The 23,499-nt window shown below is 62.1% G+C and carries 19 protein-coding genes, 2 pseudogenes and 2 riboswitches; of the genes and pseudogenes, 13 read left to right on the forward strand and 8 right to left on the reverse strand.

Translation table 11 applies throughout. From position 1 onward, the window contains the following. Positions 1-2 precede the first annotated feature (2 nt). From prpB to BMY71_RS14645, 4 genes and pseudogenes are all read left to right on the forward strand, one after another. The gene (gene prpB, locus BMY71_RS14630; protein WP_092684655.1) at positions 3-914 is read left to right on the forward strand and encodes a methylisocitrate lyase; all 912 of its coding nucleotides are present in this window, start codon (positions 3-5) and stop codon (positions 912-914) included. A gap of 186 nt (positions 915-1,100) precedes the next feature. Further along, a riboswitch (cobalamin riboswitch) is annotated at positions 1,101-1,295 on the forward strand. A gap of 108 nt (positions 1,296-1,403) precedes the next feature. Continuing rightward, complete coding sequence (gene metE, locus BMY71_RS14635) at positions 1,404-3,770, forward strand: 5-methyltetrahydropteroyltriglutamate--homocysteine S-methyltransferase (RefSeq protein WP_092684657.1); 2,367 nt, start codon at positions 1,404-1,406, stop codon at positions 3,768-3,770. A 158-nt stretch (positions 3,771-3,928) separates the two neighbouring features. Next, a riboswitch (cobalamin riboswitch) is annotated at positions 3,929-4,129 on the forward strand. A gap of 60 nt (positions 4,130-4,189) precedes the next feature. Continuing rightward, a pseudogene (locus tag BMY71_RS14640) lies at positions 4,190-5,355 on the forward strand (IS3 family transposase). 79 nt (positions 5,356-5,434) lie between these two features. Further along, positions 5,435-5,683 (forward strand): hypothetical protein, encoded by a 249-nt coding sequence (locus BMY71_RS14645; RefSeq protein WP_139202644.1) that lies wholly within the window; start codon positions 5,435-5,437, stop codon positions 5,681-5,683. 88 nt (positions 5,684-5,771) lie between these two features. Here BMY71_RS14645 and BMY71_RS25285 read toward each other — a convergent pair. Further along, positions 5,772-6,074, reverse strand: a pseudogene (locus BMY71_RS25285) (hypothetical protein); the annotation flags it as partial. 32 nt (positions 6,075-6,106) lie between these two features. On the opposite strand from BMY71_RS25285, the gene BMY71_RS14655 reads away from it, so the two are divergent. Together BMY71_RS14655 and BMY71_RS14660 are read left to right on the forward strand one after the other, a co-directional pair. Further along, complete coding sequence (locus BMY71_RS14655) at positions 6,107-6,403, forward strand: hypothetical protein (RefSeq protein ID WP_092684660.1); 297 nt, start codon at positions 6,107-6,109, stop codon at positions 6,401-6,403. 48 nt (positions 6,404-6,451) lie between these two features. After that, positions 6,452-7,435, forward strand: coding sequence for a hypothetical protein (locus BMY71_RS14660; protein ID WP_092684662.1), 984 nt, complete (start codon positions 6,452-6,454; stop codon positions 7,433-7,435). A gap of 821 nt (positions 7,436-8,256) precedes the next feature. Here BMY71_RS14660 and BMY71_RS14670 read toward each other — a convergent pair. The 7 genes from BMY71_RS14670 to BMY71_RS14700 all read right to left on the reverse strand — a co-directional run bounded on the left by BMY71_RS14670 (position 8,257) and on the right by BMY71_RS14700 (position 16,190). Then, positions 8,257-8,703: a hypothetical protein gene (locus BMY71_RS14670; RefSeq protein WP_139202645.1), complete on the reverse strand. Its 447-nt coding sequence runs from the start codon at positions 8,701-8,703 to the stop codon at positions 8,257-8,259. Between the two features lie 32 nt (positions 8,704-8,735). Further along, on the reverse strand, positions 8,736-9,620 hold the full coding sequence (locus BMY71_RS14675) for a hypothetical protein (protein WP_092684668.1): 885 nt from the start codon (positions 9,618-9,620) through the stop codon (positions 8,736-8,738). A gap of 68 nt (positions 9,621-9,688) precedes the next feature. Further along, positions 9,689-10,759 carry a hypothetical protein gene (locus BMY71_RS14680; protein ID WP_092684669.1) on the reverse strand — a complete coding sequence of 357 codons (1,071 nt, stop codon included), beginning with the start codon at positions 10,757-10,759 and terminating at the stop codon, positions 9,689-9,691. Positions 10,760-10,805: 46 nt separating this feature from the next. Beyond that, positions 10,806-13,430, reverse strand: coding sequence for an AAA family ATPase (locus BMY71_RS14685; protein WP_092684671.1), 2,625 nt, complete (start codon positions 13,428-13,430; stop codon positions 10,806-10,808). A 63-nt stretch (positions 13,431-13,493) separates the two neighbouring features. Next, the gene (locus BMY71_RS14690; protein ID WP_175557682.1) at positions 13,494-14,618 is read right to left on the reverse strand and encodes a hypothetical protein; all 1,125 of its coding nucleotides are present in this window, start codon (positions 14,616-14,618) and stop codon (positions 13,494-13,496) included. After that, positions 14,615-15,862: a type II toxin-antitoxin system HipA family toxin gene (locus BMY71_RS14695; protein ID WP_092684673.1), complete on the reverse strand. Its 1,248-nt coding sequence runs from the start codon at positions 15,860-15,862 to the stop codon at positions 14,615-14,617. Before BMY71_RS14695 ends, BMY71_RS14690 begins: the two co-directional genes overlap by 4 nt. Beyond that, entirely contained in the window at positions 15,855-16,190 is a 336-nt protein-coding gene (locus BMY71_RS14700; RefSeq protein WP_092684675.1) for a helix-turn-helix domain-containing protein, read from the reverse strand. Before BMY71_RS14700 ends, BMY71_RS14695 begins: the two co-directional genes overlap by 8 nt. Positions 16,191-16,396: 206 nt before the next feature. Between BMY71_RS14700 and BMY71_RS14705 the strand changes: the two genes are divergently transcribed. From BMY71_RS14705 to BMY71_RS14740, 7 genes are all read left to right on the forward strand, one after another. Beyond that, positions 16,397-16,957, forward strand: coding sequence for an STAS-like domain-containing protein (locus BMY71_RS14705; protein WP_244526063.1), 561 nt, complete (start codon positions 16,397-16,399; stop codon positions 16,955-16,957). Beyond that, positions 16,957-17,307 carry a hypothetical protein gene (locus BMY71_RS14710; RefSeq protein ID WP_092684677.1) on the forward strand — a complete coding sequence of 117 codons (351 nt, stop codon included), beginning with the start codon at positions 16,957-16,959 and terminating at the stop codon, positions 17,305-17,307. Before BMY71_RS14705 ends, BMY71_RS14710 begins: the two co-directional genes overlap by 1 nt. Next, positions 17,304-18,581: a DUF4417 domain-containing protein gene (locus BMY71_RS14715; RefSeq protein ID WP_092684679.1), complete on the forward strand. Its 1,278-nt coding sequence runs from the start codon at positions 17,304-17,306 to the stop codon at positions 18,579-18,581. Before BMY71_RS14710 ends, BMY71_RS14715 begins: the two co-directional genes overlap by 4 nt. Before the next feature lie 853 nt (positions 18,582-19,434). Beyond that, positions 19,435-20,163, forward strand: a complete 729-nt coding sequence (locus BMY71_RS14725; RefSeq protein ID WP_092684683.1) for an AAA family ATPase — start codon at positions 19,435-19,437, stop codon at positions 20,161-20,163. Continuing rightward, positions 20,148-20,900 carry an AbiU2 domain-containing protein gene (locus tag BMY71_RS14730; RefSeq protein WP_092684685.1) on the forward strand — a complete coding sequence of 251 codons (753 nt, stop codon included), beginning with the start codon at positions 20,148-20,150 and terminating at the stop codon, positions 20,898-20,900. Before BMY71_RS14725 ends, BMY71_RS14730 begins: the two co-directional genes overlap by 16 nt. A gap of 180 nt (positions 20,901-21,080) precedes the next feature. Next, positions 21,081-22,265, forward strand: coding sequence for a T6SS phospholipase effector Tle1-like catalytic domain-containing protein (locus BMY71_RS14735; RefSeq protein WP_092684687.1), 1,185 nt, complete (start codon positions 21,081-21,083; stop codon positions 22,263-22,265). Positions 22,266-22,281: 16 nt separating this feature from the next. Beyond that, positions 22,282-23,103 carry a hypothetical protein gene (locus BMY71_RS14740; protein WP_139202646.1) on the forward strand — a complete coding sequence of 274 codons (822 nt, stop codon included), beginning with the start codon at positions 22,282-22,284 and terminating at the stop codon, positions 23,101-23,103. Positions 23,104-23,499 lie beyond the last annotated feature (396 nt).

Raw genomic sequence — 23,499 nt, forward strand, 5'->3', positions numbered from 1 at the left:
CCATGCCCTATCTCGTTGCTGCTGATCTCCCCTCCGACCCCGCAGGCGTGCGGTTCCGCGCGCTGATCGAGCGAGGCGGCATCGTTCGGATGCCGGGCGCGCACAATGGTATGGCCGCGCTGCAGGCGCGGGCGGCCGGCTTCGAGGCGCTGTATCTGTCGGGTGCCGCGATGACCGCCTCGATGGGGCTGCCGGACCTCGGCATGATCACGGTCGACGAAGTCGCGTTCTTCATCCGGCAGATCGCGCGGGCAGGCGGCCTTCCCACCCTGGTCGATGGCGACACCGGGTACGGCGAGGCCCTCAACGTCATGCACATGGTCCGTACCTTCGAGGATGCTGGCGCGGGCGCGGTTCATATCGAAGACCAGCTGTTGCCGAAGAAGTGCGGTCATCTCAACGACAAGAAGCTCGCCGATGCCCGCGATATGGCCGCCAAGGTCGCCGCCGCGGCCAAGGCGCGCCGCCATCTTTATCTGATCGCACGCACCGATGCGGCGGCGAGCGAAGGCATCGACGGCGCCGTGGCGCGCGCCAGGCTGTACATCGAGGCCGGAGCCGACGCGATCTTTCCCGAGGCACTGACCACAGCCGAGATGTTCCGCGAATTCGCTGCTCGGATGCCGGGCGTGCCGCTGCTCGCCAACATGACCGAATTCGGCCGGACTCCGTTCTTCACCGCCGACGAGTTTCAGCAGATGGGCTACCGGATGGTGATTTGGCCGGTGTCGTCGCTGCGCGTCGCCAACAAGGCCCAGCAGAAACTCTATGCCACGTTGCAGCGCGAGGGCTCGACACAGGCCATGCTCGGCGACATGCAGACCCGCGCCGAGTTGTACGAAACTCTCGGGCTCGATCGGTTCGAAGCGCTGGATGCATCGATCGTCAGATCGATCGCCCCGGCGCCGGTGTGATCATAGGCGATGGACGGAAGCGCTTGTCGGATGCGGCGATGTTGCATCCCGAGTGGCAGAAGCTGATAGCTCCGGTGGGGTAGGGCAGAATCTATCTGCACTGCTGCTGCGCGCCTTGCGCGGGGGAAACTAATTAGTTGAGATGATCGAAGCGTGGATCGCTTGACAGTGCTGGATGGCACTCGCCATAGTAATCGCCGTCGAGGTTCTTCGGGCACGATCGTCCCGAAGCTAAGAGGGAAGCCGGTGCAAGGCCGGCGCTGCCCCCGCAACTGTCAGCGGCGAGCCGACGTTCAGCAAAGCCACTGGGAGCGATCCCGGGAAGGTGAACGAAGGCGACGACCCGCGAGCCAGGAGACCTGCCTCGTCGAACGAAACGTCCTCGGGCGGGGTGCCCCGGTGGTGCGCTTGTGGCCCCGCCGCGCTCGCGGAGTTCGGGGATTCACGTCGCGTCGCTAGGCCTTGCCCCCAACATTTTGGGGTTGAGCCATGTCTTCTCTCACATCTACTACTTCTCTTGCCGTTGCCACACTCGGTACGCCGCGGATCGGTCCGCGGCGCGAACTGAAATTCGCGCTCGAAAGCTACTGGGCCGGAACATCGACGGAAAGCGACCTTTTGAAAGTCGCAGCCGCGTTGCGCGCGGCGAACTGGGCCCGGCAGAACGCGCGGGGCGTCAGTGTGATTCCGTCGAACGACTTCTCCCTCTACGATCAGGTCCTCGACACCAGCGTGATGGTCGGCGCGATCCCTGAGATCTATGGGTGGAGAGGGGGCCCGGTCTCACTTGCTACCTATTTCGCCATGGCGCGCGGCACCCAAGCCGAAATCGCAGGGCATGGTTGCGCCAATGGTCATCACCACGGCGATTCTGCACCGCAGGGCGTCCCGGCGCAGGAGATGACCAAGTGGTTCGATACCAACTACCACTACATGGTGCCTGAACTTTTCGCCGGGCAAAGCTTCCAGCTCGCATCGCTCAAGCCGCTCGAGGAATATCGCGAGGCGAAGGCGCTCGGCTACGACACCCGTCCGGTGCTGCTCGGGCCTGTCACCTATCTCAAGCTCGGGAAGTGCGCGGGTGCCGACTTCGACGTTCTGTCGCTGCTGCCGAAACTGGTGCCGGTCTACATCGACATCCTCGGCCGTCTCGCGGCTGAGGGCGCGGATTGGGTTCAGCTCGACGAGCCGGCGCTGGTCCTCGATCTCGATGATCGCGAACGCCTGGCGTTTCACCATGCTTACGGACAGATCGCGCGAGCGCTGCCGCATCTCGACGTGATGCTGACGACCTATTTCGGCGGGCTCGGCGATAATCTCGACGCCGTGCTGGCGCTGCCGATCGCAGGCCTGCATCTCGATCTGGTGCGGGCACCGAAACAGATCAACGCCGTCGTCGCCAAGGGGCCGAAGGATCTTGTGCTGTCGCTCGGTGTCGTCGACGGCCGCAATATCTGGCGCGCTGACTTGCCCGATCTGCTCGACCGCCTCGAACCGATCGTGCAGCAGCGAGGGAGCGACCGCGTTCAACTGGCGCCGTCCTGCTCGCTGCTGCACGTTCCGGTCGATCTCGAACTCGAAACCGGTCTCGATCTGGATCTGAAGAACTGGCTGTCGTTCTCGCTGCAGAAGATGGGCGAACTATCAACGCTGGGGAAGGCCTTGAGTGGCGAGCGGGCTGCGGTACAGGAGGAGTTGTCGGCCTCGGCGAAGGCGGTCGCGACACGTCGCAAGTCGCCAAAGGTGCACGACATCGCCGTGATCACCCGTGCCGCGGCGGTGACGTCCGCGCTGGCCCAGCGCAACAGCGGCTTCGCGGCGCGTGCCGCGCTCCAGCATCAGCGCTTGCGACTGCCCCCTTTCCCGACCACCACGATCGGATCGTTCCCCCAGACCGCCCAAGTTCGAAAGGCCCGTGCGGCCCATGCCAAGGGAACGATCTCGGACGCCGAGTACAACACGTTTCTTCGCGGCGAAACCGCCCGGACGATCCAGTGGCAGGAAAAGATAGGCCTCGACGTGCTGGTTCACGGCGAGTTCGAACGCAACGACATGGTGCAGTATTTCGGCGAGCAGCTCTCCGGCTTCGCCTTCACCAAGGAAGGCTGGGTGCAGAGCTATGGCTCACGCTGCGTTCGGCCGCCGATCCTGTTCGGCGACGTCTCGCGGCCACGGCCGATGACGGTCGATTGGTGGACATATGCGCAATCGCTCACCGCAAAGCCGATGAAGGGCATGCTGACCGGACCGGTGACGATCCTGAACTGGTCTTTCGTGCGCGACGACGTGCCGCGCAGCACCGCGTGTCGCCAGATCGCGCTCGCGATCCGCGACGAGGTGGTCGATCTCGAGAGGGCCGGGGCTAAGATGATCCAGATCGACGAGGCGGCGTTGCGCGAGGGGCTGCCGCTCCGCCGCTCCGAATGGAAGAGCTATCTCGACTGGGCGGTCGAGTGTTTCCGGCTGTGTTCGTCCGGCGTCAACGACGAGATGCAGATCCACACCCACATGTGCTATTCGGAGTTCAACGACATCATTGACGCGATCGCCGCGATGGATGCCGACGTGATCTCCATCGAGACGTCGCGTTCGAAAATGGAGCTGCTCGACGCCTTCAAGACCTACAAATATCCGAACGAGATCGGCCCCGGCGTCTACGACATTCATTCGCCCCGCGTGCCGTCGGTGGAAGAAATGACCACGCTGCTCCAACTCGCGCGACAGCGGCTGTCCGATGGGCAGTTGTGGGTCAATCCAGACTGCGGATTGAAGACTCGCGGCTGGGACGAGGTCGAAGGCGCGCTGGTCAATATGGTCGAAGCAGCGCAGCGGATCCGCCAAGTCAGTGCGGAATGAAGCGGCACCGTCCTGAATAGGCGCCCGTCTCGCTGCGATCGGGGAGGCCTTCGGCTTTGCACCGGAGGCCTCCAGGGCCTGAAACTACGACTCGTTTGGAGTCTCTCCAGACTCGGAACGGCTCGGTCTGTTCATCGTGTCTCCCGATTTGAACGTGGTTAATGCGCTGCGTCACAGGTGTCTCTCGCAAGAGGGGTGAAACGGGAATGCGGTGCGGGACGACGTCCCTGAGCCGCAGCTGCCCTCGCAACTGTAAGCGGATCACGACGTCCTTGATGTCACTGGCCGGTGGTTGGCTGGGAAGGCGGACGAGCGATATATCCAAGAGCCAGGAGACCGGCCGGCGATCTGGAGCTGTTGTGACCCCTTCGATTTCCTCCGAATGAAGCTAGAGTCCGGACCCGTGGAAGGACCGGACAATGAAGCGATCGAGATTTACGGAAGAGCAGATCATTGCCGTTCTGCGCGAGCAGGAGGCGGGCGTGGCGACCGCGGAGGTTTGCCGCAAGCACGGCATCAGCAGCGCGACGTTCTATGCCTGGAAGGCGAAGTTCGGCGGGATGGATGTGTCGGAGGCCAAGCGGCTGAAGAGCCTGGAGGAAGAGAACGCTAAGCTGAAGCGGCTTCTGGCCGACGCGATGCTCGACAATGTCGCGCTGAAGGATCTTCTGGGAAAAAAATGGTAACGCCCGTCGCCAAACGGGAAGCCGTCGCTCATCTGGTGACCACCTATGAGATGAGCGAGCGGCGGGCGTGCCGGGTGATCCCGGCTGATCGCAAGACGATCCGCTATCGATCGCGCAGACCTCCGGACGTCGAGCTTCGCGCTCGCTTGCGCGAACTCGCCGCGGAGCAGCGTCGGTTCGGCTACCGCCGGCTGCACGTGCTGTTACGCCATGAGGGGCACGTGGTGAACCGGAAGAAGACGCAGCGCCTCTACCGGGAGGAAGGGCTATCGGTGCGTCGACGGCGTGGGCGCAAGTGAGCGACTGGCACACGCGCGCCGATCCTGGTCGAAGCGAGGGCAAATGCGCGCTGGTCGGTCGACTTCGTGTCGAATCAGTTTGCCTCGGGACGCCGCTTCCGGATCTTCAACGTGGTTGATGACGTCACCAAGGAATGCCTGACGGCGATCCCGGACACCTCGATCTCCGGCCGGCGGGTGGCGCGCGAACTGGCCGAGGTCATCGGGCAGCGTGGCAAGCCCGACCTGATTGTCTCCGACCATGGCACCGAGTTCACCTCGAACGCGATGCTGGCCTGGACCCAGGAGGCCGGCGTCGCATGGCACTTCATCGCTCCCGGCAAGCCGATGCAGAACGGCATCTGCGAGGCCTTCAACGGCCGGATGCGGGACGAACTCCTCAACGAGACGCTGTTCTACGATCTCGACCACGCCCGCGCCGTCGTCGCCCGCTGGGTGGGCGCCTACAACCGGACGCGACCGCACTCCGCGCTGGGCTACCTGACACCTGCTGCCTACGCAGCTTCCCTCACGCAACGGACGATCGGCTACGCAACTCCGACCAGCTCCGCCGATCGTCCGTTGCTCAACTGGCGCACCTGCGCCAATCTCAGCCCGTGACTCTGGCTTCAGCTGGATGAATGAAAGGGGTCCCAGCAGAGCCAACTCATTCGGCGAAGGGCCGACGGAGGATACAGCCATGAGGAATTGCACGCCGCATCGCGGCGCGAACGTCGTGCGCGGCGTTTTTCCTGCAATGCGTTCAATCCTCTTCCTCAACTTTATCCAGCCGAATTCGGGCAGGCTGCAAATTGGCGATGCCGATGTCGCACAGCCGCCGCGGCAGTCGAAACGGCTGGTTGCCTATCTTCCCGACCCGGTAAGAGTCTCGGACGTGAGTGCCCGCTTCGTCACGCCAGCGGTCTACTCACAGTTCTTCCTGTTCTGATTGAATCAGACGGGCCGACTGAACGACAGGGCTAAGCCGCTGCTTCGAACAGCAATTTGAGATGGTTGCAGGTCCCCGCAACCAAGCTTCAAGCCCTTGAAAACGCTTCGTTTTCGAGGGCTTTTTGCTGCTCGGATTTTGGTTCGAAACTTCGCTCGTGGAAGCGTCGTGGAAGCGGCAGGAGGAAAGTCGCAGCGTAAAACCGGCAGGGTTGGCTGCGATGTAATGACTCAATTGTGATCGGGGGGCGCTTAGGCAGGGGCCGCTGCAGCACCTTTGCCTCGTCCCACGGTGCCCGCATCCAAACTGCTCGCTCTTCGTCGGTCGTTGGGATCACCGGTAGGGCCTTCGGATGGATCGGCTCGACGATCGCGTTCGACTCCGTCGTGAGGCATCGATGACTTCAAGGGTGAGCCTGACCTGGTGTTTCCGGTTTCCACCACAGCAACCGAGATTGGCGAATTCTTCCAGGACAAGTGGCCTTGGCTCGATTTCAGATACTTGGAAGGCCACGAGATATTGTCCGGCAAGATGGGTGCGCTGCGTTCACGGCTGCATGTCTGGATCAACGACCTAGGCAAGGCATACATCGAGGTCGAGAAATATTACGAGAGCGGCGCTGCCGAGTTTCTTGTCGATGATCCTGGCCTCGAAGAAACGTATGACGACGACGAGGAGACGGAGGAGAACTTCCGCCGCAACCTTGAGCGGGACGACTGAGGGCCGCTCTCATATGATGAGAATCCGCTGATTCGTTAGGGGCGGACCGTGAGCGACGCACCAGAACAAACGATAGAGGAGTTGCTGGCCACCTCAACCGCGCCGGCCAACATTCCATTTCATCTGAAAGGCTTCGCTGACGAGAAAACGGCGACGGATTTGGCCAACAAGACGGCAACCTATATCAACTTTATCGGCACGCGGATGAACTTGGAGGACCTCGACGGCGTCACCGTCGCGTATGATTACGCCCAAGCTCTGACCGAGATCGACCGCGGATATGAGACCTCACACGTCCTGACAGCTTCAACTGAGATTGCGCACGGCGTCGCAATGGCACCCGGCGTGTTCCGTGATGGGGTACTCAAGACTCATTTAGCATTCAATGCAAACGTCCTGATGCACCTGATGGACGGGGAGGGCGAGGGCTTCTCCCATGTCTATTACCAGCTTGCCCACGAATGTGGCCACGTTCACGACCGTACAGCATTTGATGTCGCGATTCCCGGTCTTCTGCAGAGGCCGTACAATTTTGGGAGTGATCTGGCTCGCATCCAGTTCGGTCTAGGTTGGGGAAGCTGGTGTGAATATGCGGCGACCAGGTTGAGCGCGTCGTTCTATCCCGAGCAGGTAGCCCATTTTGAAGAGACGTTCTTCGCAGCACTCGATGGGCTCGATGATCGTGTTGAAGCCGCAATGGATGCCTTCAGCGGCGATGGCGATGGTTGGAAGTGCTTCAACGCTGTCACGGGAGAGTACGATCGCTTTCTCACATTTGCTTCATACCTCCTTGGACACCTGAATGGCCTGGGTGAAGACGTTGATCTTGCGCCAAAGTTCAAGGAATTCCTGCAGTCCGGGAATTGGCTGGCAAAACACGTGATTGATTTAGATAAGACCGTTGAGGAAATCTGGAGCAATTACGGTGAGTGGAAGAGCTTTGAGGAGTTCGATGGAATAGGTGAGCTGGTCTTGCTGCTTGCCGCAACTGATGACGTGCATCTTACGGCCGATGGGCTGGTCATCTACTGACCTGTTGCTAACTTTCCCGATGCTGCTGTGTGCGCATAGTCGTAAAGAGGACTTGCCAGACGTGCCATAACATTCGATTTGCGTAGGACAACTTCGAAAAGCTGTCCCCCCAGGACTCGAACCTGCATCCAGATCGCTATGAGCAGCAGGATATCGATCGTCTTCGATTTTGTTGGGTTTTCGTTCGATTTCGATCGCGTCCGTTGTGCTTCATCGAGGTCGTTTCTGGTGCGAAACCGGAGCGGTTTGAATCTGAGGTACGGCATGGCTAGCTCCGATCGAAACACTGCATGTCGGGTGTGTGAGTCTGTCCCATGATGGATTGGGTGGAGAGTTCATGTAGATCAAATAGTTGAGTGGAAGGCGTGTGCAAATTCTGTGCACAGCCGCGTGCCTTTTCTTTCGTTTTCGTTCTTACGACATTGGGGTCAAGAGCCGCCTATTGGGTGGAACGATGCCTTGGCCACAACGTAAGATTAGGTCCGATCACATTCCGAACTGGCAGATGTCTTTGGCCAGGCCTCTGCCGAAAGAGCCGGTAAGTGGAGTTTCTGCCTGATCGCGACCAAAGCGCCGGACATGCTATACGTGCAACGCCGGCACCATTTCGGTGCAACTGACGGACGCAGTGCGATGGGCTGGACATTGCTCGAAGCCGGCGCCGTCGCGTTCGTTGGCGCATCGTCGATCGCGTGGTGGAGCGACATGCTCTCGCTTGTGTTTCGGCTCCGAATATTGCCCCCTTTCGGCGTCCAACATTGACCCCGGTGCCATCTCAAAAGTTGGAGCAAAATGCGGAGCTTGTGGCGCGACGGGTGGGGTCAGTCTTGGACGCCGATTGGGGTCAAAGGCCACGCCGATTTACAGAAGGTGTAGGTCAAGGCGATCAGCCTGCCGAAGTCGTCTGCGTTGGTGTCCGCAAGCAAGTCTCGGGAGTTCTTCAGCAACTCGGCCATGCGCGACACCACTTCGCCGGGCAGGCAGAATTCATAGTCGTTACCCGGCTCGAGTTGGCTCTCGGCAGAAATCCTCCGGTCGAAGAGCGAAGTGCCAGGCGTGCCGCGATAGGTGCCTGCATATTCGGGGTGGTCGGAAGGCGCGAAAGACGCAAACAATTCCCGATGCAGGTCGAGCGGATCAGCCAAGATAGCCTGTCGCCGATGGTGATTTGCAACGATCTCGGTCAATAGCTGTCCGCAGCGCCTGGACATGGCGGCGTCATAGCCTTTCGTCGCGTGCGCTTGCCATCGTGGCGGGTGCTTCGTCATTTCTCGGTTCTCTCCGGCTTGTGTCGCGCGCCTTAGATGAGGAATGGTTGGCGTGGGCCGGGCCATTCGTCGGTTTCCATCAGGAGCGCGAGATCAGCGCTGGCGATGCGCCGCAAGCTTGATGCGGCGATGAATTGCACGCCCAAAGCAAGCTTGACGACCTGCAGCCGCTTCAATCCGGCCGGCTTGTATCGGCTTTCGACATATGGCGGCAGGGCGCTGACGACGGCTTGGACGCGCGGGTCATCGCGGTGCGGGCGCGCGTCCGCTATGCGGCGGGAAAGCGTCGGCAGATTGTGACCGTCCTTGCCCTTTCTGAAGGAATCCGGGTCGACACCGTCCCGGACAAGAGCCGCCTTCATCGAAAGTTCGGCCACCATACAGATCGGCTGGATTACCGAGTCATGGCTGAACGTCGTCGGGAGGGTGTTCGCCACATCTTCGAGATTGGACCGCGCCATGCGCCAGAGCGTGGTCGCCGCTGGATTCACTTGTTCGACTTCATTCAAACCATTGGTGAGATCGTGGAGATCGGCGTCCGCGAGAGAAACTTCGCCGGCAATTGCCCTATCCTGCCTACACCAGTTCCACCATTCCTCGGCGCTAGAGAACCCTGCTATCTGCCAGGGCTGGAGCGACACCTGGCCGAACACGACCGGGAAAGTGAGCTTGCGGACCTGATCGACGGACGCAGCGAAACCGATCCCAGCACCAGGCCAGCTCGTGCTGACCTCGGGCACCATGGCGGTATAGGTGTCCATGATCCGTTTGACTTCGGGGTTTCCGCCGACCCCCATGACGAAGTTGGAACCGAGAAGCTCCATTGCGGCACGGAATGGCCGCTGATGGACGTGGATGCCTTCCTCCGCGTATTTCAGGTCGAGCCGGCGAAGATCATCTAACGTCCATGTGGTCATTCGCGGTTTGCCTTCCTGATAGGTTTAAAGCGGGCCGTGTCCTTGCGGTGCAACGGCCACAATTTTCGTCATTCGTAAGGGAGTTCCCCAAATAGCCCGATCATGAGATCGCCGTCGTAAAGCGAGAACGGGATTTCGACGTAGTGATCGGGATGGCGGGGCAAGGCGCGCCCATCATTGGGACCGTTTTTGGTGTGGCCCCGGATCGGCTCGCCATTCTCCTTGATATAGGGAAGCACCACGAGGCGACCGTGGTTGGTGGAGAGGATCGTACCTTCCTTCCAGATCGTCGCGCCCTCGGAGTCCTTCGTCGAAGACGTCGATTTGACCTGCCAGCCTATCCCGCCTTCCGGCTCGTACCAGAAGACGATACCGTTGGAGACAAGCACATGATCGCCTCGGGCCAGGGCCTCGGCGAGGAGGCGCTGGACACTAGCCATTTGAAGCAACTGGTTGGCGCGGGGGAGAAGGATCTGTCTGATCCGCGCCTTGGTCTTTCCCCAGTGGGCGGTTGCGCTCAGATCAAAGCCATTTGCGATTTTCGCGCGCTCGGCCGTGAGCGCAGCCTTTTCGCCAGCATGATAGGGCTTCGACCAGGCGCCATCGAGACCGAGGAACACCAGGGCATAAGTCCATCGACTGTTCGAGCGGCCGACCTTGGCGACCTTGAGATAGGGCATCTCGGCCAGTTGTTCGGCGAGGTCCTGTCGATAGCGCTCGGACTCCGGCGCGAGCTTCAGGCTGGAAGGGTCCGGCCGCGCGTCGTCGGCATGCCGGCGTTGGGCTTCGCGCAACATCAGCACTTCTTCCTCCAGCAGCCGCTGCTTGGCCTGGAGGGCCTTGTCGATCTTCAGTTCGAGTGATCGCTTCGCGACAGGATCCATGGTGCGGGCAGAAACGGCAGCGCTCAAGACCGGGTTGAGCGCCTGGGCGGCGGCGATCGCTGTCTCGCGTTCGGGATAGTGGTCAGCGCGCACGGTGTCGTTTTCTCCCGGCACCATCCGCTCGCGCCAGACCGGAGGAAGTTCGTCCTTGTCGACCAGCTCCTGCATGAACCAGCGTTCGTGGAGGGGGCGGTAGTGAGGCCAGACCGCCAGCACGATGTCGGAGGTCCGTTTGAGTTCCGACCATTTCAGCATGGCGGACGTCCTTCGGCGGGAGGCGGCGCAACGCGCTGGAGCTTCGTCATGCTGCCGTCTCCTGCCGGGTTCGGATATCCACGATCCACTTTTCGAGCGCGTCGATCTCCGCCTGAATGACGGTCGGTGCTGGCAGCCGGGGGTTGATCTCGCCGGGCTGGCTGTGGAGCAGCGCCGAGCATCTCCCGAACGCCTCGCGCATGGTTGCGCAATCGCCGTCGGTGAGAACCGTGAGCTTGATGAGGCCGGCGGTATCGACCTTGCGCGACAGTCGGCGGATCACCGGCCCGACCACTTCCTCTACGGCGCGCTCCCATGTCGTGCGCAACTGGTCCTGGAATGAGGTTACTTCGCGCAGCCACTTGGCTTGATCGCCGCGCTCATGGTGGATCTTCACATTGGCCAGGTGCGCTTTCATGCCGTCGAGCACCTTGTCGAGCGGCATGACGCTGGCGGGCGGATCTTGATGGCAGAAGCCGGAATTCTCGCCGCCGCGGCTGATCAGGCGATAGGTGACGGGCGTCGCCTCGCGATCCTTGGTCGCGCGGCACGCTTCGTCCTGCAGCAGGAGGAAGGCCATGTCGTGGGTGAAGACGATCACTTGGCGAGTCTGACCCGCTTCGGCCAGGCGCGCGGCGACCCGGTCGCGATGCAGGTGGTCGAGCGACGAAACGGGATCGTCGAACACGATCGCCGATTGTGCGTCGATCGTGGACAGTTCCGCCAGGAACGCGGCGAGCGCGACGCAGCGATGCTCTCCTTCACTCAGCACCTTGCCGACTGGCTCGCTCGGCTTGTTGATTAGCCGGACCTGGAAGAAGGGCACGCCGGCGGTCGTCTTCGCCTGCTGGAGCTCGATGGCAAGCCCGGCGACGCCGAGCTTGTCGACCTCGATGGCGAAACGCCCGCGCAACCGATTGGTCACGAGCGCCTGCGCGATCCTGGCGCTCTGGGTGGTGATCTTGTTGGTGGTGGTGTCCTTGCTCGCCTTTTCGAGGGCCTCGACGGCCTTGAGGCGTGTGATCTGGGCGAGTACGTCGGACTCTACGACGCCGAGCCATTTACGGTCGGCAAGCGCATCGCGTTCGGCGACAAGCGCGGTTCGTTGGGGCGAGTTGGCCTCCGAGCGTAAGGCTTCCATGCGGGTCGCCAGGCCAGAAAGAGCCGTTCGCAAGGGATCGAGAGAAACGGCGATTGCCGGCGGCAGGGTCGGCAGTGTTTCGAGACGATGGGTGCGCAGGATGGCGCGCAGGCGCCAGGCCATAGCGAGAATCTCGCGACGAACGGATGTCGCGAGCGATTCCTGTCCAAGATCATCCCGGATCAGCGTGATGATGGCCGGAACGTCGGCCATCGCGATTGCCTTTGACGCGACATCCTGCAGCGCCTCGTCATAGGCTGTCTCAGCCTCTTCCTCCCGACGTTTGCTCTCGTCCTGGACGAAGGCCTCGAAGCTACTCAGGCGTTTCGAAGCTTCTTCGCGGAGGGGTTGCTGGCAGAGAACGCAATGCGCGTCGGCGTCCGTGACGGGAAAGCCTTTACCGGGATAGGCTGACGCGCGGGAATAGTCCCGAGCTGCCTCCCAGAGCGACTTCCACACGTCCGACCCGATGTCAGGCAGCGGCTCGTCGGCGAAGAGGTTCGCAGAAGCGGTAGCGGCCGCCCGGCGTGCGGTGTCGAGACGCGTATGGGCATCGTGCAACCCGGTTCGGGTTTTCTCAGCCACGATGCCCGCCAGCCGCTCGAGATGGTCGATGATGGTCTTGAGGCGGGTCTCTTGGCCCTGGAGCTGGCGCAGCGTACGCGTCGGATCGCTGGCGAGATCGGTGACGAGGGTCTGAAGCCGGGCTTCCTCCTCGGCAGTGAGGCCCGACAGTTTCTCAACCGTTTCCGACTTGGTCTTACCTGAAAGTGCTGCGATCAGCTTGCCGACTTCTGTCTGGGGCTTGCACTCGGGTTTGGAAAGAACGGCCGGTGTCTGTTCCTGCAGGGTCTTGATCTCGGCGGCGAGCTTGGCCTTCACGTCCTGACAGGCCTGCGCAAGGCCGGCGAGGATGCGGAGCGGCAGAGGCGTGTAGGCGAGATCGTTGGTGTTCTCGACATGGACGTTGGCGGTGCGTGAATCGAATACGCTGACCGCCGAGAGCATCGCGTCGGTCGGAGTGCCTTGTGTCCAGGAGGCGTTGCGCTTCTGCCCGCCAATATAGAACTCCACATTGGCGGATGGCGTGCCGGAAGCGGACGCGTAGATGTTAGGCAGGATCGCGTCACCTTTGGGGGAACGGGCGCGGCAGAGCTGCTTAAGCACACGGGCATAGCCGGACTTGCCGGCGCCGTTGTCGCCGTAGATCACCGTCAGCCCGGCCTTTCCAAAGGACAGGCGTTCGCCCGGCGCGAGCGCGTTGACGTTTGATAGGCCGTGGAGCGCGCCGAGACTGACGACGGCATGGCTGGCGGCGGGATCTCGGATATGGGTCGCGTCGAGCGGCGTGCCTTGCTCGGCGGCCTTGCAGATGGCCACGAGCGACATCAGGTCCGCCGGCTCCAGCTTCGTTTGGCCACACAGCCGCCGCAGGGCATCCCGTTGCCAAGCGGGAATGTCCGCCGACCATTTGAGGATGTCGGCAAGAGCCGCGGCCTCGTTGGAGAGATCTCCATCCTGTCCATCCATGTTTCCGCCCCGATTTTATTTGCCGATACCGGCAATTGGTATGTCTTGCCGTGTATTCCCGCGTCAGGTCCCGCCGATAATGTGCCGTTCTTCGCCGAGCGGCACGATCCAGCCGCCCGCGCGATCGGGCCGCGCGAAATCATCGGGACGCACCGACTGGGTCAGCCGCGTGCGCACCGTCTGCGGCTCCGCATCGATGGCAGCCCGGATCAGCTCGCGCTCAACACCGACAAACACCGGCCGCAGATTGAGGCGCGCAAGCGACTCCTGATCGCCGGGCGTGACGTCCGTGTCCGTCACCGGACCGGCGCGGGTGACGATCCCGCCGACCAGCCCGTCCATAGCTGCTGTTTTATCCACTTCTCCTACCGAAGCTGCGTCGAGCGCGGAGCGGGCCAGATCGAGATCGCCTTGAAGCCTGCGTGCGAACGGTTGCTGCGTCAGCCGATAGAGCGCTCCCGCCAGTTCGGCATGACCGAGCGGTCGGATCAGGTTGGCGATGTGCAGCCGAAGCATGCCGATGAAGAGGGCCTCCTTCTCCAGCGGCTCGATGGGCTCGCCCTCGTCGAGCGGATCTTTGACGGAGAGATGGGCGTCCGCCGGGCCGGCGTGGGCCATGCCCCAGCGCGTTGCGATAGCGATGCGCTTGACCGTGACCTTGCGGCCCCGGGCGGTTACGTCGATGCGGCCGGCCTGCGCCCAGGCCCGCGTCAGCGCTTTGGCCGGGCCTCCGGGATCGTGACAGCCCTTGGCCTCGGCGACCGTCAGTGAGGACAGATCCGATGCGCAGGCGATCCAATCGGGCAGGTCACCGCGCGACAGCCGCTTGATCTTGACCTTCCGCCGGCGGTCCAGATCGATCGTCTGGCTGCCCAGATGCGCGAAGATCGACAGGTTGAAGTAGCGCTCGAGATAGGCGCGGGCGACGAAGCGCCCGAAGAGCCCCGACAGGGCGACCTTAACTTCCCGAGCCTGGCCTAGCGGTTCACGGAAAATGAAAGGCGTGCCTACGCCGGTCGGCGCCAGGAGCGCGTCGAGAATGGACCATGCGCCATAGGCAGCGCCCGGCGTCTGCAGTACCTCGCGGATGCCCGCATCCTCGATATCCGCCACGTCGAGGTCGACGGTCGTGCCCGTGACCGGGCTGGCCGATGGCGGGTCGAAGCTGTGAAGGAAGGTTCTCGTCATAAGGCCAGTGCTCGCTTCAAATCATCATGCTCGAAGGCGCTGGCCATGCGGTTGATCTCGGCCGACCGGGCGCCGACCGCCTTTGCGGTTTCACGCCAGTTCGCGGTGACAGTGGCGACTTCTTTGATGACCGAGCGGGCCTGCGGCAGGGTCAGCGCGAAGAATTCCGACGCGGCTTCGAGCAGGTCGAGCGAGCAAGTGCCTTCGTCGAGATCGATGTTCGTCGTCAGTACCCGCGCCTTCACATCGGTGGGCACGGGATTGAGATCGTAAGCCGGAGAGAGCGACCATCCCGCCTTTCCCAACCACAGGAAACCATGGTTGCGCAGATGATCATCGACGTTGGAGATCAGCACGTTGAAGACGACTCGCCGGTAAAGGGCATGGGCGTCCTTCTTTCCTTGCGCGCCATGTTGGGCGAGAGCATCGACGATCTCCGGATAGCTGCCGCGCTCGCCGTCTTTGGCGCCCATCATCGCCATTGCGGACAGGAACGGGATGCGGACGGAGTCATTGCGATCGAAACGGCGCGACAGCATCACGGCCTTGCCTGCCACTTCGACCAGTTCGTGTTGCGGGGTGGCGATGCCGGCCTGGCCAGCGAGCCGCAGCGCAATCTCCTCCCAGGTCTCCATGCTGTAGTCGTCGGTCTCCTTCGGAAACTTGGCGATCGAGAGGTTGCCATGCTGGTCGACGACTGACGCCTTCGGTCGGGCGCCGCCGAGGGAGGAGCCGGGCGCGAAGATAAGCTGGAGATCTTCGTCCGTCTCCTCGTCGCGGAGAATGCGCTCGGTGATCTCGAGCAGCCGGCCGAGTTCGATCAAGGCGGGCACGCCGGCGCGGATCGGCGCCTGGAAGGCTTCTTCGCCGACCCAGCGGAAGCGGAGTGCGCCAAGTCGGGTTTCGTCGGCAACGCCGAGCAAATAGTCGCTTTCTGCAAGCGTGCGAACGGCGCGGTGTTCGCGATTGGCGAGGCGACGTTCGGCGCGCTGCATCAGACGGCGGCCCCAAGTGTCAGGCGCGGAGTCGCCGATGGAGCCGAAGGTCGCCAGTCCGGGGGGAGGAGCGAAGGTGCCCCGCGTCAGGGCCAAGGCAGGCTCCAGCGAGAACTTGTCTGGGTCACCAAGCCACGCGCCATCGTACTCGAATAGAATGGTCTCCGAGCCGCGAACTTGATTGCTCCTTGCCAGTCCGATGCGCCGCGTGCTGCCACCGAGATCGATATGCACCTCAAAGTCAGCCATCGCGTGAAGCTCCGGTTTTGCGTTTGAGGTGGATATGCTTGGGCAGTTCGGCGCTGGCGAGCGCCTGGCCGACACTGTCGTTGCTGATATCGGCGACTTTAATCAGGCCGTCGAGCAGGCCGAGAGCCTGAAGAACGCCGGCATATATGCCGATGCTGACGTTGGTGTCCCCGGCTTCGACTTTTTGCAAAGTCGAGCGGGACGTGAAGGCGCGCTCGGCCACGACTGCCATCGGCAGCCGTCGGCGCCGACGGGCATCATGGATGTCGGCGCCTAGCTTGCGCAGGGCCCGCCGTACGGCCGCGGGAGGGTTGTGTGGAGTTGGCATTTGATACCTTCGCACTTCAGATTTTGCGAATATGTAGCACGAAGATTACAATTTTCCTAGGGCGCGTTAGGTTAATAGAATCCCAATTCGGGTCACCCAGCTCTTCGTCCACGGCCGATCCTGAGGAAACTCGGGGATAAAATCGGCGGCTCTTGACAACAAAATGCATCCTCCCCATACTCACTGAGTTCAATGAGGATAAAAAAGTGAAGTTATCGATTCTTACTCTGGCCGGTGGCCAGCCGGTGCTCAGCGGTGTGCAGGCCGGCCGTCAGCTGCTTGGAAAGCTGGTCGCAGCTGCGCGCCCGCTGGCCGAGCCGGAGCCTGTTTATTTGGATTTCGATGGCGTCACCGTCGCAACCGCCTCCTTCCTGCGCGAGGGTGTGATCGCTTTTCGCGACTATGCGCGCGCCACCTTGCCGGCGCTCTACCCAGTCATCGCAAACGCCTCACCCGAAGTGACTGAAGAGCTCGAATTTTTTCTGCGGCATCGGAAGGATGCGCTGTGGATTTGCCGCCTGACGCCCGAAGGCGAGGTTCGCGATCCGAAGATACTCGGTGAGCTTGACGAGGCTCACCGCTCGACCTTCGATCTCGTCGCGCGCCTCGGTACGGCAAGCGCGCCGAGTCTTGCTGCGCAGAGCCAAGAGAGCTTGGCGCCGACGGCCTGGAACAACCGCCTGTCCAATCTGGCCGCGCGCGGTCTTTTGATCGAGCGCCGATCAGGGAAAACCAAAACTTTTGCACCTGTCTTGGAGGTCGCGTGATGGGGATTGAATTCATCCGAAACGCCAGCGGCAAACCTTACACCAAGCGCTGGGCGAGGGGCATCGACCGCATCAGGACGCCAACCTTAATGGACGTCAGCATGTCGGAGGAAAGCCGCACGCTCACGGCGAAGCTGACCGCGAAGGGAGCGGCGTGTCAGGGCGCCACTGTGCTGATCCAGTCGAAGGGGGCGGATCTGGTCGTGTTCGACGGGCTTCGGCAGGTGGCAAGCATTCCCAACGCGCCGCCTTCCGTGCGGGCCGCCGTTGATGCGCGACAGGGCATGGCTCCGGCCGTCGTCGAGCGCGTCGGTATCCTCGGAGCAACTGCGGAGATCAAGCTCAAATGACCCGACGCGCCCCGCAGGAGCCCACACGCGACTTCAAGCCGTCCCATCGGCTTCGCGACGACGCCGCGTTCTATGCGCCGTCGCTTGGCTGCGGCGGCTGCCCGGACTTCAAGACCTGTGGAGGCCTTCACACCCATGCTGGCGTGTTCGACTGCAACGATTTCTGTTCGTGTGAGGATCGCGCCGCCTGTGACTCCGTCTGTCGCAACAAGCCGGACCAGTTCTTCGAGCGCTACCTCGAGATCGGCGGCTTTGAACTTGAACCGACGCCCCGGGTTGCGGCTCTTGAGACGCCCGCGCTGCCGTCCGTCATCCCTCTCATCGGGCATAAATATAGCCGCCAATCGGTCCTGAACGAGCCCGTTGTCGCCGTTCCCTTGTATGAGCTCTTCCACATGGGAAGCGGCCAGCCGCATGTTCGCACTCGCGCTGAACTCGCCGAGCGCTTCCGCATCCCCGAAACCGCGACAGTCGTTGCCTCGGGCGTCGATCGGGACGTCAAGCTCGAGGCGTGGTGGGCCTTTGCCGATCGCGAGCTGATCATGTCGACGCTGCGCGATCTTCGGATCGCGCTGGTCACCGTGCCGAACTTCAGCCTGTTCTTGAACGTGCCGCGGTCCGACAATCTGCACAGCATCAAGCGCATAGCGCTCGGCTGGGCTGAGCTGATGGCGGCGGGGATTCCGGCGGCGCTGCACCTGAATGCACGGACCGATCAGGACTATACGCGCTGGATGCGCTTCGTGCAGGAGCGCTCGGAAGTCGAGATCGTTGCATTCGAGTTTCGCACCGGCGCTGGCGTGCCGAGCCGAATCGACTGGCATGTCGATCGTCTCTGCCAGATCGCCGACGTGGCGGGACGACCGCTCACGCTTGTCGTGCGCGGTGGTGCTCAAGTTCTTCGCCGCCTGAAGCGCCACTTCGGCCAGGTAATCCTCATTGAGACCGATGCCTTTGCGCGCACCCTGAAACGCCGCCGGGCGGAATTCACCGAGTCTGGCCGTCTGCGTTGGCCACGGATCTCGACACCTAAGGGCGCGCCAATCGACGACCTGCTCGCCCACAATATAGTCACCAAGCGCACGGCGCTTCAGCTCTCCGACTTCGCGCCGACGGCGGACTCAGAGCGCTCGGCCCGGAACGCTCGTCGGTCGGCACAGCACGCTGATGGTCAGACCAGGCAGGGCAGCTTTCTGGCGGAGCTGGATGCGACCTTGGAGGCTCGGGCTGTGCCCGCGAACCTCGAGCGCGTGATCGTCGCTGCGGAAACGTAGGTCGCCGTCATGGTTGGCCAGCGCGCGAAACATCTGTCCCATGCCGAAGCCGCAGCCGCTATCGCGGCCGAAGCGGGATTCCCCATCGGCCACCGCGACCTTCAAGGCCGCGCCGGCGTCCTTGATGCAGGCATAGTCCGCATGCGAGCGCAGGCTAGCGAGCACGCCGACGCCGCTGTCGCTGACGACGACTTCGAACGTACCAGGCCGCGCAGCGAATGCGATAAGGCCTGTACGTGCCGCCTCGCTATGGCGGAAAACATTGTCTTGGAGCTCGCCGAGCGCGCCGACAATCTCGGCTGCGATTTGCGCTGGGAAGCCGGCGGTGAGGGCGGCCTGGTCGGCGCGGCTCGCCCAAAGCTGCCACAGGTCCGATCGCTCGCCATTCACGCCAAGCCGTTGAAGCGGAAAAGCGCCGGCCTGCGCGTTCTTTTCGGTGCCGGTCACGGTGTCGCGATCAAGGGCAGCCTGGATGGTCGCGACGAACGGTGCTTCAAACACCACGGACGCAAAGGCTTCAGGATATTGCTGTCGGGCTCGAACCAGCTCGACCAGCGGCCCGATCTGTCCCGACCGTTGCACGCGAATAGGCCCGAGATCGTGCAAGCCGCCGCTCTCGGCTGCAAAAAGCAATTCGTCGGCGACATCGAAGTCGCCGATCAGCGTCTCCCCCTGTTTCTCTCCCTCTGGCTCCATTGCCCCCGATCTCACCCGCCAGCGCCGGCGGGGTGTCATCCTGGCCGGGTACGCGGTCCACAGCCGCCTTGATAGCATATCAAGGGCGTTTTCTCCTCCTGATTGTGCGGCCCTGGGAAATAATGGATCGGGCCCGCCCCAAGATTGCGGATTACTCATGTATCTCGAACGACTTCACCTGACGAACTTCCGGTGCTTTGGACCGCAGACGACGACGATCGACACGGCTCGAGGTCTGACCGCGTTCGTGGGCGTCAATGGTTCTGGCAAGACTGCGGTGATGCAGGCGCTGCTGAGGCTGTTCGGCGTCACGCCCGAGCATCGGCGACTGCGACGGCAGGATTTCCACGTGCCCAGCGTCGAAGCGGGAGCGCCGCTTGAGCGCGAGTTCGTGGTCGAGGCAATCTTGTCCTTTCCGGAGCTCGACGGCGCAGACGGCCATGCGGCGGTGCCGGAGTTTTTTCATCAAATGGCCTGCGAGGAGGACGGGCGGCTGAAATGTCGGTTGAGGCTTGAAGGACGCTGGACAGACGACGGTTCGCTCGAGGGCGTAATCGAACAGAAGTACCAGGCCATCCGCGCGATCGGCAATTTTGAGGACGGCGATCGCTCGGATATGCGGCCGACTGACCGCGCCCGCATTCAGATGATCTATGTGCCTGCGAGTCGGGACGGCTCCTCTCAGGTGAGTGCTTTTCTGCGCGGTCGCCTCTGGCGCGCGATCACTTGGTCGCAGGGTATGAAGGACGTCTTCCTAGACGCGGGCGGACGACTCAATGGCGCCTTTGGCGGCGAGGCGGCCGTCGATCTCGTTTCTCAGGCCGTGGAGCGGCGCTGGCAGCAGGTGCAGGCTCTGACCAAGGCGTGGCCATGTCCCAAACGGTGACGCCGCCGACCGCCCCGGCTCCGCCGGCGTTCGGGCACGAACTGGAGATGTTCCGCGGCGAGGAGGAGTCCGCGCAGCAATACTTCTTCGGCTATCTCGCGACGCAATTGGTGCCGGCCCGCAATCCCGAGGTGCTCGAGAAGATGCGCGAGACGCCGATGTTCTGGCGGACGACGCGCTACGCGCTGCTGATGTCGGCGTTCGTCGTGCTCGGCCGCATCTTCGACCAGGATCCGAAATCGCTCCACAACATCGACAAGCTGATGATGGCGGTCTCGGCCTCTATCGGCGCCCTGAGCCGTGCCGGCCTGCAGCAACGCCGCGTCGTGCAGGGCATGACCCCGGTCGACGCCGCGGCCTACGCCTCCACGAAATACGATCTGACCACCGACGACGTGCGCGCCATGCGCAAGGAGGTCGCGAAGTGGCGAAAGGTCTATGAGGCGACCTACCGCGACATCCGGCACAAGATCTTCGCGCACAAGAGCGTCAGCAGCGCCGACGCCGACGCGCTGATGGCCAAGACCAACATCGACGAGATGAAGGAGATACTCGGCTTCCTGCACGCGCTCTACAGATCGCTGTTCCAGCTTCACTCGAACGGCTTGATGCCGGACCTCACGCCGATCGTGTTCGACATGCCGCCGGTGACACTCGGGTGGGGCCCGTCGGCGGCGGCGGAGCACATGTTCCGCGAGGCCGGCGACCTGCTCTACGGTACGATCGACGTCGAATAGGAAACGCAGGAAATGATTGAAGCCCGCACACTGGCCTGTGCGCGGGCTCCCGGCCTTCGTGCCGGCGTGGTGCAGTGAGCGACGCCTGCCGACCAGAACCGCTGGATCGCACGAAGAATTCTTACCAATTGCCACAACTACAGGTAACATCACGGCCATTGCTCACCAAAGGTATTGAGAATGACCGGCGAATTGGCAGGCGACCAGCCTAAAAAGCGGATAGCACTGTTCCTCGATGGCACGTGGAATACGACCAACGACAACACCAACGTCTGGCGGCTCCGTGCTCTTACCGCCCCCGTCGGTGCAGACCGGGTCAGGCAGTCGATCTACTACAACGCCGGCCTGGGAACGCAGGTCGGTAGCAAAGTGCGCGGCGGAATGTTCGGTGTCGGCATCGACGAAATACTTCTCGAGACCTATCAGTGGCTCGTCGAAAACTACAACGACGGCGACGACATCTTCATCTTCGGATTTTCCCGGGGATCCTACACGGCGCGCAGTTTGTCCGGATTCGTCTCGCGGTGCGGCGTGCTGAAGCCAGGTGGGCCGCTCTCGATCAAGCAGCTTTATGATCGCTATCGCTTGGGATTGACGGTCCCGTCGATCGAACGCCTTCTCAATCATCCTCCGAAGAATCCCACACTGGAAGAGGAATGGCTTGTGCGGTACTCGCGCTTCGTGAACATCAAGTTCCTGGGCGTGTTCGATACCGTTGGATCCCTAGGCGTTCCCGTGGGCATCAGCCGCTTCAGAAAGAGTCACTCCTTTCTCAACACCAGCCTTCGCACTCCTAATATCGCAGCCGCGCACGCGCTGGCCATCGATGAACACCGCCCGGATTTCGCCCCTACATTATGGACCAGGAGTGTCCCGAAGGATCCGAATGCGGATCAACCGAGAGCTCCTCGATCGCTGGCGGAAGCGGAGCAGCGCTGGTTTGTCGGCGCTCACGCCAATGTCGGCGGCGGCTACTCGAACGACCTGCTCTCCCAGAGGCCGTTCGCATGGATGATGAAGCGGGCCGCCGCCCAGGGACTATCGTTTCGCAGTGATGTCGACCAGTTCTCTCCGACCATCAAATCGCCGGTGATTGACTCCTATGGAAGCTTCCTCGGCGGATTCTATAGGTATCTTCAAAGGGAGTATCAGCGACCGATCGGGGCCGATCCCATCGATTCCGGTACCGCAGTCGAGAGCCCGATCAACGAAACGATCGATAGCTCCGTTTTCGAGCGATGGCAGAGTGACGAGACGTACCGCCCCAAGAACCTGTCGACGTGGGCCGAAAGGAATAAGGCGGACCTGACCAGAATCTCCGGATCGGTGCGCGCCGACGATCTGTCGCAAGTCCCGAGCGACTGAGGGGAGAAGGTTGCGCATGACACGGATGGTGGTCGATACCAACTACCTGCAGGGGGACGAGCTGCGCGGTTACCTGACGGATCCGAACAACAAGGTTGTGATCACGCCGTTCGTCGAGCTTGAGATGCTCAAGGGAGATGCACCGCTGAACGTCGTCAGATCGACGGAGATTCTGGCCGAACACGCCAAACAGGTCGTCCTGACCAAGGATTCGCGCGACGTCGCGTGCCTCAAGGGGCGCCGAAAGGGCATGAAGAAGCGTCTCACCGGCGGCCGGAGAACCTCGAGCTTTCGCAAGTGGTGCCGTCACACCCGCGAACGCGCCAAAAGCGGCGACGTTCTCGCCTTGAACCACATCGCCCGTCGGGCCGCCGGCGCGCGAGCCCAGCTTGCGGACATGCGCCAGAATGCGGACACCTTCCAAAAGAACATCGACGAGGCACGAAAGCGCTACACCAAGGAGGAATTGGAAGCGTTCCGCGCCGATAGCTTCACGCCGGGACTGATCGAGAAGATCCGGACGCATGTCATGGAGATGACGCAACAGTTCTTCGAAGATCATCCGGATCAGCCGGGGTGGCCGCCGAGAGATGATGTCTTTCACACGTTCACGTTTCGCTTCGCATTGTGCGCCCGCCTGCACGCGATTACCGTCATCGCAAACGGCGTCGCCAAGGACGTGGACAAGTTGCCGAACGACTTCATCGATGTGAGCGTCGCGGCCTACGCAAGCTGTTACGATGGTCTTCTAAGCAAGGACAAGCTGACCCTGGACATCTACCGTAGAGCGCGCCTTCTGCTCGATGAGGAGTTTCTCAAGGTCGAGCGCGCCGATTGACGGCGGACTTTCCATCGGCGGTGCTATGATCGCCGACCCGAACTGCGTCTGCCACGCGGTCGGCGTGATCCTCGACGGAAACGCGACCCCGACATGCACTCCGGCACGTGGCGGTCGCCACAATTCCGCGGTCCGTTGTAAATCTGCGCCGAAGCGGGACCCTCTCGTAGATCCACTTAAGCAGTGGATTTCTAACTGAAAATTGGTTTGAGCAGGGGCCCCGATCGGCGCCGATCGGGACCCCTGCCGAATTCGATATGTCTCAAGTAAATCAGCAATTTATTCTGCGGATCGGCGGGGTCCCGCTTCGGTGCTGATCCACACACGACTTGGCGCCATCGACCAGAATGCGGTCGGAATTTCTGGAAGATCGACTACTACGATCTGTCAACTCGC

The organism is Rhodopseudomonas pseudopalustris (assembly GCF_900110435.1).
Classification (GTDB): Bacteria; Pseudomonadota; Alphaproteobacteria; order Rhizobiales; family Xanthobacteraceae; genus Rhodopseudomonas; species Rhodopseudomonas pseudopalustris.